The organism is Sphingomonas sp. CFBP 8760 (assembly GCF_014841615.1).
Lineage (GTDB): Bacteria > Pseudomonadota > Alphaproteobacteria > Sphingomonadales > Sphingomonadaceae > Sphingomonas.
This window is the reverse complement of the sequence record NZ_JACYUG010000036.1, coordinates 1-10,375: the sequence shown is the minus strand read 5'-3', so window position 1 is coordinate 10,375 and position 10,375 is coordinate 1. Positions and strand designations below refer to the sequence as shown.

Genomic DNA, 10,375 nt, shown 5'->3' with positions numbered 1-10,375 from the left:
GAACCGTGTCACGCTGAGCAAATGCCTCTCCACTTAAGCGGGGCAAGTCCAGAAGTGTAACCCGGTGAGGCGACCGAATCGGTCCAGCAGCGACTGCGATTGAGCAGAAAGCCGTACTAGGCGCCTTTGGCCGGGGCAGCCCAGTGCAGTCGACAGGTCGCAGCATGGTGAGGTCTCCGCGGGTACCCTCGAGTGGGTCGACTGGTTCAACCATCGCCAGCTGCTCGAACCCATCGGCAACATCCCGCCTGCCGAAGCCGAAGAGCTGTATTATGCTGCCGCGGACAACATCGATATGGCAGCGTGACTCACAACCCAACGCCTCCGGCAAACCCGGGGCGGTTCAAAACGCCCGCCTTGGTGTAGGCGTAGCCGTCCCGCCAGGCGCGCCCTGCCGCCCGGCGTGCCGCCGCGATCAGTTCGAAACTGTCGTTGGTCATCGGATGCAGCGTCACCGTTGTGCCGGCCATCAGCGGTACGATCGCCGGGTCGCCACACACGTCCGCATTCCAACCGATGAACGGGGCTAACGCTCCGGGACCGCGCATTGTCAAAGCTAATGTAGTGGCCTTTGCCTATCTGGTTAGGGGTACGTATAAAGCTCCTCAATTGCCAACGCGCTACCAGTTTGATCTATATCTGTTCTCACGTGACTTTGAGGCTCATACGGCCCAAGAAGCCTAAACGAACCAGTTTCTGGTTAGTTATTAGTATCCATCCGGGGTCTTTGAAAGTGGTAGTTCGGCGCCGCGGAACCAGCGTTCGTGTTTGGTGAACGCTTGGCATACCCCATCGACATGATAGACGTCACAATCCAAGCAAGAGCTTGCGGGACGAACTCGACGCCTGGTTGCACAGCGAGCGCCTGAAGATCGAGAGCGTTCTCGATAACGAGTCCACCACGATCGATGCCATTCACGCCACCGAACCGACAACGACGCCGGAGCTGCCGCCCGCCGCAAGCACGGCCACCGCTTTGCCTCGCCGCTGGCGGTGGGTGGCGGCCGTGATCGCGCATTCACCGGCCTCATACTGCTGACGTTCGTCGCAATCCGCGACCGGGCACCTCCAACCGCTGTCGTGCTCGGACCAGTGCAGCAGGCGAAGCTGCTTCAGGCACGCGACGACATCGCGTCGCGCTCCGCCGAGCGCCTGAACACCGCGATCGCGACGTTGCAGACGCCGCGCGCGCAGGTACCCGCCGACCCAGACGTGCGGGAGGCGCTCGCGGAAGGTTATCTCCTTTCGCGCGAGTTCGGGTCGCTGCCCGATGCCCTAGCGATGGGTAATGCACGTCGCGAGGCAATGGCGGCGCTGCGATGGGGACCGCGCTCCGCAACGGCGCTGCGCGTGCTGGGTGTGGTGGCATACTGGTGGGATCGCGACCCCGCAGCGGCGGGGCGGCTATTTCACCGGGCGATAGACGCTGCTCTGAACGATGCGCTGGTGCGCCAATGTTATGCTAATATACTCGCCGACAACGGCGAGCATGCCGCCGCGATCCGGGAGTTCGATGCTGCAAGGCGTCTGGCACCGGGGGCGACCTATCTCATCGCCGATTATGCCTGGGGATTATGGTCGGCCGGACGTGAAGAGGAAGCGCGGGCGCTGCTCAACGATCTCGTCCGGCAGGAACCGATGTTGGCGAGCGCGCACGACTGCCTTAGTGTCATTGCCTTCGCTGCAGACGACCTGCCTGGCTACGCCCACTATCTGCACCTGCGTGCCAAATCACGTGCAGCGCCGGAGCTTGCTGCCTATAGCGGCATGATCAAACAGGAGGTCGTTTGCGGCGACCGTGCAGCGGTGTACCGGGCGATGTTCAGCCGGGCGCTTTCTCAGGCGAAGGCGACATCGCAATCCGATCATTCCTGGGCCGCGTTCATCGCGAGCAGCTTCGGCGATCGCACGCAATTGATAGATGTATTGCGTCGCTCACAACAGCGTTCCGAGCGTTGGGGCGCGTCGGGATACAAGCGTCGGATCGGCAAACGGTGGTCCGCCGACGAGACGATCCAGCAACTGCTCGCTTCTCTCAACCAGTCCCGCATCGAACCTCCACCATCCGATTCGACCATTTGACACGATATGCGACGGGCCGACCATCGTCGCGTTGCCCTAGATGGTCCCGGTCGGCTCCACTCGCGTGATGAGCCAGAATTGGAGGGGGAATGTACCATCAGAGGGCGGCGATCTGCCGGACGGGTCGGTGGCAAGCCGGTAAGGCGATGTCGACGACGCCTCTCCCGGTGGGAGGCGACCGGCTTCGACCGTCGACGTATCTAAGGGCCGGCGATCCGTTCGTCTGCCCGGATCACGGCGATGTGGCAGTGGTTCAGGAAGGTGCGCTCGTTATCGAGCTGGTAACCGGACATCGTGCCGTGTTTCAATTGGTCCGGTTGCAGCCGGGGGATATAGCACTACCGCTGGATGCGCTGAGCACCCCTGCAGCGGCACCTACCTATCGTGCCATCACGGTAACGCGGATCGCCTGGACCGGGCGCGATGCTCCCGGTATGCCTGAACGGATCGAACAGGCGCGAGACATGCTACTTGCCGCAACGATGCGTCAGCTCACGCAACTGGGCTGCCTGCCCGCCAGCCACCGGCTGTACGTCGAGCTACTGCGCCAAGGCACGGCCCAGTTGCCAAGCCACGGCGAAATCGCCGCACGTACGTCTACGTCCCGAGAAACGATCTCGCGAGAGATGTCGCTGCTGCGTCGAGAAGGGGTCATTTCGAGCGGCAGAAGCGGATACGTCCTTGCTCCGTCCGAACTGATCCGCCGCATCGCACGCGCGCTCGGCGTTAGCAGTGAGACTGAAGCTTGGGAGAGCATCGGCTTATCCCGCTTTGCCGACGAGCTGCCACACCTTTCTGCGACGACTATCTCGTAGTGCAAATCAATGCACAAGATGTCGGCTGCGCGATATTCAACATGCTGACAGCCGGGTAGAATCTCCGCACGCTGAGCAAAACCGGCGTCAGAGCCTCCACAAGCTGCACGCCGCTTTCGACGAACTGGCGGTCCCGAGGTTCAGGATCGAACATGGTGTAAGAACGGATTAGCCGCGCAGCCGACCTGCCGTGATGGTGCGGTTGTTCGGTACGCCGGGTCGTCGGCCACATTCCGACGCGATCGACCTGCACGGCCGCGACACCCTTGAGCGTCGGGTGGTTCAGTGCATCGCCTCCCACACTATACCGAAATTCGCCACCGTCTGTCCCCTTCAAAGCTCAGACGATCGAATTGGCTGCGCAGGATAGATGGGTAGTCACCTGCCCCGAAACTTTCGAAATGACGGGAACTCGTTGCCGGATCGGATCGGACCAAAGTCCCCTCGTGCATCGGCCGCCGATCGCGCAAGGCCGAGGCGCCAGTCTCCGGGCATGTTCCGTCGCCGACGCATCACGACGCTCCGCGTCGATGTGACGTAAATCACATTCCTTGTGTGACAGCCGTCACAGCGCCTCCGCAGAAAAGCGTGGAAAACGGGCGAAGAACATCACCGGCGTCCGATCGTGTCGATCGGCGGCGGTAAGGTGTGGCGCGAATGCGAAAGAAATAGGGGGATTGTATGCGCTTCTCGACTAAGGCCCGGCTCTTCGTCGGCACTGCCACCACGATCTGCGCCGCGGCGCTGAGCTCATCGCCCGCCACCGCGCAGTGCACGGCGACCGCCGCCACGGTTACATGCACCGGTACGACGACGGTGGCCCCGGCGAACGCCGCGATCAACTCCGCCACCCCGCCGTCGGTGACGATCAATGTGCAGACCGGCGCCACGATCACGTCGGACGGCGCGACGACGCTGCAGCCTTCTGGAACGCTGTTCAACGGTGCGGTTGCGCTCAACAACGCCGGAACGCTCGGCGTGCTCGCGACCGGGACGACCGCCGCGGCACCGGTGAATTTCTTCTATTCGGGAACGCCGGCAGCGACGACGAACAGCTTTGCGCTGACCAACAGCGGCGTGATCTCCGGGGTCGTCAACGCCAGCGGCGTCGGCGGCGCGATCACCGCGAGCAACACGGGCACGATCGCGGGCGGGCTGGTGCTGACCGGATCGGGGCCGATCACGCTGACCAGCAGCGGCCCGGTCTACGTGGCTAACGGAGGAAGCGGCTCGACCGCCGTCAATCTCCAGTCGTTCCGCAGCGTCCAGGCCACCACCGGCACGCCGAGCGTCGACGGGCTGACCACCACGACCGTCACCGGCGGGCTGGTCACGGCGACGATCACCGCTCCCGTTGCGATTCCTGCCGTCGGCACGACGGCGGCAGTGCCGCAGGGCGTATCGCTGTTCGGCATCGGCGGCGCGCAGCTCAGCCTCAATGCGCTGGCGGGTGCGGTGAACGTGGCGACCGGCTCCAGCAGCTCGAGCTTCATTCCGGGCGGCAGCAACATCGCTACGGCCGGCGGGGTGACCACCGCGACCAACAGCAATACGACCACGGCGGTCGGCGGCGCGGCGAACGCCACGATCGGCGCCGACGCGCAGATCGCCGGCCTGAACGTGTCGACTGGTCCTTCGGCCGCCTCCGCCTCACTCGCGGGTGCGGTCGGCACCTCCACCGCCGGCGGCAACGTGACGGTCAACTCGCAGCAGAACGACAGCAGCTTCTCCAACACGGCAACGTCGTCGGCGACTGGATCGACGTTCGCGTCGACCAGCCGCACGACGCCGGTGGGCGGCGCGGTGACGATCGACCAGGCCTCCACCGGACGCGTGTTCGGCAGTGTCTCCGCGGCGTCGAACCGGGGTCCCGCCGCAGTCACCATCGCCGGCAACGTCGGCGCGGGCAACGGCACCACGATCGCGACGCTGGGCAACGTCAACGCAACCAGCGTCGGCACCGGCACCGTTACGCAGCAGAATAACAACACGATGCTGGCCACTGGCGACTTCGCCAACATCACCACCACGAACCGTACGGCGACCGGGGCGACCTCCGCGGTGACGATCGCGAGCACCGGCAACGTCTTCGGTTCGGTGAGCGCGACGGCTAGCGGCGGCACGAGCCTGGACAATGCCGGCCGCGTCCGCAACGGCGCGACGGTGACCAGCAGCCGCACGGTGCAGACGCTGAGCAACACGCGCAACTCGCAGACCACCACCGCGAGCAGCGGCGGCGCGCAGACCATCGCCACCGCGAACAGCAGCGCGACCACGAATACGGCGATCGGCGGCGCCGCCACCCTCGTCAATCGGGCGGGCAGCGTGATCGGTGATCTGGACAATACCGATACGGTCAACGTGTCCGGTCTGGCCGGCGCCACGCTGACCAATGCGGGCGCGATCTTCGGCAACGTCAACCTGACCTCGTCGGGCAGCACGACGACGTTGACGACTAACGGCACCACCTTCGCGCCGAACGTCACCACCACGACCACCCCGGCCGCCGCCGGCGGCAACACCGTGGTCACCGTCCAGAGCAGCGCGAGCACGTCGAGTGCGATCGCGGCCGGCGGCATCGCCACCGGCGATTACAGCGGCACCGTCGGCGCAGCGCAGGGCTCGACGCTGGCGACGTCGCGCTCGGTCAGCCAGTTCGGCGACGCGGGCAGCACGGCCACGATCGGCGGCGTACTTTACGCCAACTTCTCGGGCCAGGCCGGCACGACGAACTCGACGGGCAGCGCGACCAGCACCACGACCACCACGACCCAGCCGTTCACCGCTCCGGCGACGCCGGCCAGCGAGACGGTGACGAGCACCCAGAACCGCAACGCCGCGACGCAGACCGCCGGTAACAGCGCGGCCACCGTCACCGGTGCGCTACGCAACAACGGCACGGGCACCGGCAGCCTGTCGCTGTTCGCCGCCAACGGCGCCGTGACCGCAACGGTCACCGGCGGGACGGTCGACGGCGGCATCACCGTGAACGGCGGCTTCGCTTCCAATACGACGTCGGGCTCCGACACCGCCAGCCGCAGCACGATCGCCGCGACCACCGCGGGTCCGGTGCCGACCGAAGTCGCGCAATCGGCCACCAGCACCAGCTTCAGCACCAACCAGGGCGCGGCAGGCAGCGGTGCGGTGACGCTGACGCGGGCCACCGTAGGCGGCAGCGTGGGTGTGTTCGGCCGTGGTACCGGCGCGGGCAGCACCGCCGCCTCGCTCACCATGTCGAGCGACAGCACGGTCGCGGGGACGGTGCAGGTGGTATCGAGCTCGCCGGGCGACTCGCGCACCGACAACAGTACGATTGACGCCCGCACCGCCGCCAACGCGATCAACCGGGTCGTCACCGCCGCCACGACGCAGACGCTGCCGACCAGCTACGGCAACGTCACCGCGACGCTCGCGGGCCGGACCGGCGCGGCAACCGTATTTAGCTCGTTCGGCACCGCCTCGGCGACGCTCGCCGGGCAGGTTGTCGGCGGGGTGAGCGTCACCACCGGGCAGACGCTCAACAACTCGTCAAGCCAGACCAACTCGAGCGGCACCAGCACGACGGCGTTCGTCTTTCCGACGCCGACCGGCTCTACCTCTTCGAGCAGCTCGACGTGGAGCGGCGGCGCGGCCTCGCTCGCGATCAATACGGCCGCCGCGCTGCAGGCGACGAATACCTCGGCGACGTCCGGCACCATCAACGTCGCCGGCGTCGGTGGCTCGACGCTGACCATCGCGGTGGGCTCGCGGGTCAATGCGGGCAACACCGGGTCGGTCTTCGTAGGGTCGAACTTCTTCAACTCGACCAACCAGCAAGCGAACACCTTCACCGCGGGCACGCAGACCGGGCAGACGAATACCAACACGAGAACGGTGGTCGGCGGCGCGGCCAGCCTGACCAACGCAGGCGTGATCGGCACCTCGACGGGGTATTTGGGCTCGCCGCTCACCGTGGCGGTCCAGAGCGTCGGCGGCGCGAGCGCGACCAACTCGGGAACGATCTACGGCTCGCTGAATGCCAACGCACTCGGGCTGAATTCGACCGGCACGACGACCTCCATCGCGCTGAACGACTCGGTTCAGCGGCGTGACGTGACCACCACGACCAACACCGGCGCCGGCGGCACCGCTGCCGTCACCAACAGCGGCGTCGTGTCCGGTGCCGTGTCGGTCGCCGGTGCGACGGGAACGGTGACCAACACCGGTGTGCTCCGCAACGGCATTGCGCTGGGTCAGGCGGTCAGCCAGTTCTCCCGCACCGACACCCAGACCGCGACATCCGCAACGGTCGCGGCGACCGTGCCCGCTACCCGCTTCGCGCAGACCTACACGGTCAACCAGAGCGGGCTGCTGTTCGGCGGCATCAACGTGACGGGCGCGGTGATCGGCGACCCGTCGACCGGCGCGGCCGCCAACGCCACGCTCCGTACCAGCGACATCACCACCACCTTGAACCTCAACGCGGGATCGATCACCACCGGCAACGTGACGGCACAGGTCGTGTCGGCAACGGACAACACCCGGCTCACCAACACGACGCTGCGGCTGAACGACAACGGCTTCCTCGGGGTCGGCACCAGCGACACGCCATCCTCGACGGTGGGTTTCGGAGCGGCGACGCCCCGCTTCGTCAACACGCCGAACTTCGGCACCTATCTGGTGACCGATCCGGCGCTGGGAACGCTGTCCGGCACCACGTTCGATCCGAGCGTCTTCGTGAGCAGCGGCGTGCGGGTCACCGGGGTCACGCTGGTCGAGAAGACCGGCGCGGGGGTCTTTACCGTCGTGGGCGCCAGCTACGTCGCCCCGACCGCGGCCAACTCGTTCGCGACCTACACCATGGACGTGGGCACGTTCCGCAACGGCGCGGGCGAGCTGCAGCTGGGCGTGATCGACTCGGGTACTAGCGCCGGCGTGTTCGGCATCCGCGGGAATATGGAGAACAACGCGCAGCTGACGCTTGGCCGGCGGGTGACCGACGGCTCCAGCACCGTTCTGCAGGGATTGGCGGTCAGGGTCGACGGCAACTACACCCAGAGCGCCACCGGCACGCTGTCGGTGGCAGCAACGCCGGCGCTGGTCCGCTCATTCGGAACGAGCACCGAGCCGGCCACCGCGAACGGCTCGCTGGGCTTCGCCAATTACGGCATCTCACTGAGCCCATTCGTCGCCTACGACCCGACCAACACCAATTCGCTCCGCTCCACGCCGTCGACGATGCTTGTCAACGGCAATGCCACGCTGGCAGGCGCGGTGACGGTCAACACCACGCCGGGCGCGATCTACACCGCGGGTCGCGTCGCGGACGTGATCACGGTGACGGGGACCTACTCGGCTACCGGGCTGAGGATGAACTCGGGCATCTCCTCGCCGTTCATCACCTTCGCCCTCTCGCCACGGACGGTGGGAAGCACGACGGTGGTGTCGCTCGACGTGACCCGCAACGCCTATAGCAGCGTCGCGACCAACACGAACGTGGCGGCGGCGGCGGCGGGGCTCCAGGCCACCATCCCGAACGTCATCAGCCGCATCACCGCAATCCGCAATCCGACCGCGGTGACCGACGTTCAGAGCTATGGGCAGCTGCAGGACCTCGCGACCGTCATCGCCGGGCTGGACACCCAGCTCAGCGCGGCGGATGCGGCCACCGCGTTCAACCAGCTCGGTTCCGCCTCCTTCTACGGCTCGCTGCAGGCGGTTTCGACGACCGCGCCGTTCGGCGAGGCAGTGGATCAGCTGCCTGCCACGGCGGGCTCCGGCATCGGGCTGTGGTTCCGCCCCACCGGCCAGTTTGCCCGGATAGACGGCGACGCCAACACTGGCGCTCAGAAGCTGCGGGCCGACAATTACGGCGGCTCGGCGGGCTTCGCGGTCTCGACCGGCAACGGCAGCTCCTTCGGGATCGGCGGCGGCTACGGTCGGATCAAGGCTCGGCCGGTGGGCTATCCCGCCCTTGCCACCGCCGACACCTACATGATCGGCGCTTACGGCGGGGTCCGGGTGGCCGGCGTCAACCTGGGCGCGCAGGCGGTGTTCGGCTGGAGCAACTGGGATGCGACGCGATCGCTGCCAATCTTCGCCCGCACGGCGGCGGCCAGCTTCGACAGCAAAGAGTTCCGCTTCACGGCGCGCGCCAGCTACGACTTCGACCTGGCGCAGGCGCTCGTCTCGCCCTTTGCGAAGATCGACGCCCGACGCTACTCGTTCAACAGCTTCGAAGAGGGTGACGCTGGCGGGATCGGCCTAGCCGTCGCGAAGCGGACGGACACCGTATGGAACCCGGAACTGGGCGTGCGGCTCAGCGGATCGTTCAACGGTATCCAGCCTTTCGCGGAAGGCTCCTACGTCTTCCAGGGCAATGTGAAGGGCTACCGGACGGTCAGCTACCTGGGCGACACGACGAACAGCTTCCGCCTGGAGGGCGTCGACCCCGATGGCTTCGTCAAGCTGGGCGTGGGCGTGCAGGCCGATGTCTACGGCGCAACGCTGTACCTGCGTGGCAACTATCTCACCAGCGGCGGCGTGAGCACAGGCGAGGCGCAGGGAGGGCTCGTCATCCGCTTCTGACGGCGCAGCCAATCGGTCGATACGTGAGGAGGGAAGGGCGGCTTGCCCTTCCCTTTTTCGTCCTGCGCCGGCGCGACCCGCCGATCTCGACGCACGTGAGCCCGATGGAAAGTGCCTGAGCAGCCAAACTTGCCTGAAGGCGACCGCGGAGAAATCGCGGCGGGTTCTGGCCGATCTACTCGCTAAACGGTGCTGTCAGTCTTTCACCTGCGATGTGATCCGCGTTCACGACGGTGACGGTCCGTTGTGGTGCAAGTCGGGTGAGAAGATCCGTGTCGTCGGGGTGCAGGCACCTGACTTTGAGAGTGCAGCACCGTATCGCCGGTCCAATGCCCAGCGGTTGAACTATACGTGCGATGATCGAGCCGCCGAACGAGCCCAGCGCATCATGTCCTGCCTAACCATGGGCAAGCGTCTGTCCTGTGAACCGACCGGCAAGAGCTACAAACGTATGGTTGCCCGCTGCACCTTGCCGGACGGCCGGTCGCTGTCTTGCGCCGCCATCGCCGGCGGGGCAGCGATCAGGTGGGATCGCTACTGGCGGCAATACCGGATGGGGGGATGCAACTAGCGGTGTCGGTGCCGGATGGCTTGCCGACACCGCTGATCGCCGCTCGTCTTGCCAGATTTTACAGTTCAGGCCCCACGTCAGGCATGATCGCTTCGTCGAGCGGCATCGTAATCACCCAGCCAAATCCCATCTGATACTCGCCGATGCCAGCTACCTCACCAAGCAATGCCTTACGCACATCGGCATGCCGGTCCTTCGGAATATGCTTTCGCCAGGCGGGATAGATAGAGAACTGGCTAGTCACCTGAATCCGAAGTTCGTCTCATTGTTTTCTGGCAGAAGCGTCTGACCGAGGCGAGGATGTCGTCGGCGGACTTGACCCATTTGTAGGGTTTGGGTT

Annotated in this window: 7 protein-coding genes and 1 pseudogene; 5 read left to right on the top strand and 3 right to left on the bottom strand. The window is 65.9% G+C overall.

What is annotated here, in order from left to right:
- Nucleotides 1-172: 172 nt before the first annotated feature.
- Nucleotides 173-307: pseudogene (locus IFT82_RS21575) on the top strand (IS3 family transposase); the annotation flags it as partial.
- 1 nt (nucleotide 308) lies between these two features.
- On the opposite strand, the gene IFT82_RS19920 reads toward IFT82_RS21575, so the two are convergent.
- Nucleotides 309-470 (bottom strand): hypothetical protein, encoded by a 162-nt coding sequence (locus tag IFT82_RS19920; protein WP_192129877.1) that lies wholly within the window; start codon nucleotides 468-470, stop codon nucleotides 309-311.
- 356 nt (nucleotides 471-826) lie between these two features.
- Here IFT82_RS19920 and IFT82_RS19915 point away from each other — a divergent pair, with 356 nt between their 5' ends.
- The 3 genes from IFT82_RS19915 (at nucleotide 827) to IFT82_RS21390 (ending at nucleotide 2,897) form a co-directional block, all read left to right on the top strand.
- Complete coding sequence (locus IFT82_RS19915) at nucleotides 827-1,039, top strand: hypothetical protein (RefSeq protein WP_192129876.1); 213 nt, start codon at nucleotides 827-829, stop codon at nucleotides 1,037-1,039.
- Entirely contained in the window at nucleotides 994-2,082 is a 1,089-nt protein-coding gene (locus IFT82_RS19910) for a tetratricopeptide repeat protein (protein ID WP_207105855.1), read from the top strand. The genes IFT82_RS19915 and IFT82_RS19910 overlap by 46 nt, the downstream gene beginning before the upstream one ends.
- Before the next feature lie 242 nt (nucleotides 2,083-2,324).
- Complete coding sequence (locus IFT82_RS21390) at nucleotides 2,325-2,897, top strand: helix-turn-helix domain-containing protein (RefSeq protein ID WP_192129874.1); 573 nt, start codon at nucleotides 2,325-2,327, stop codon at nucleotides 2,895-2,897.
- A 542-nt stretch (nucleotides 2,898-3,439) separates the two neighbouring features.
- On the opposite strand, the gene IFT82_RS20645 is transcribed toward IFT82_RS21390, so the two are convergent.
- On the bottom strand, nucleotides 3,440-3,769 hold the full coding sequence (locus IFT82_RS20645; protein ID WP_207105854.1) for a hypothetical protein: 330 nt from the start codon (nucleotides 3,767-3,769) through the stop codon (nucleotides 3,440-3,442).
- Between IFT82_RS20645 and IFT82_RS19900 the strand changes: the two genes are divergently transcribed.
- Nucleotides 3,759-9,464, top strand: a complete 5,706-nt coding sequence (locus tag IFT82_RS19900) for a hypothetical protein (RefSeq protein ID WP_207105853.1) — start codon at nucleotides 3,759-3,761, stop codon at nucleotides 9,462-9,464. The genes IFT82_RS20645 and IFT82_RS19900 overlap by 11 nt on opposite strands.
- Nucleotides 9,465-10,093: 629 nt before the next feature.
- On the opposite strand, the gene IFT82_RS19895 is transcribed toward IFT82_RS19900, so the two are convergent.
- Nucleotides 10,094-10,279 carry a hypothetical protein gene (locus IFT82_RS19895; RefSeq protein WP_192129872.1) on the bottom strand — a complete coding sequence of 62 codons (186 nt, stop codon included), beginning with the start codon at nucleotides 10,277-10,279 and terminating at the stop codon, nucleotides 10,094-10,096.
- Nucleotides 10,280-10,375: the final 96 nt, after the last annotated feature.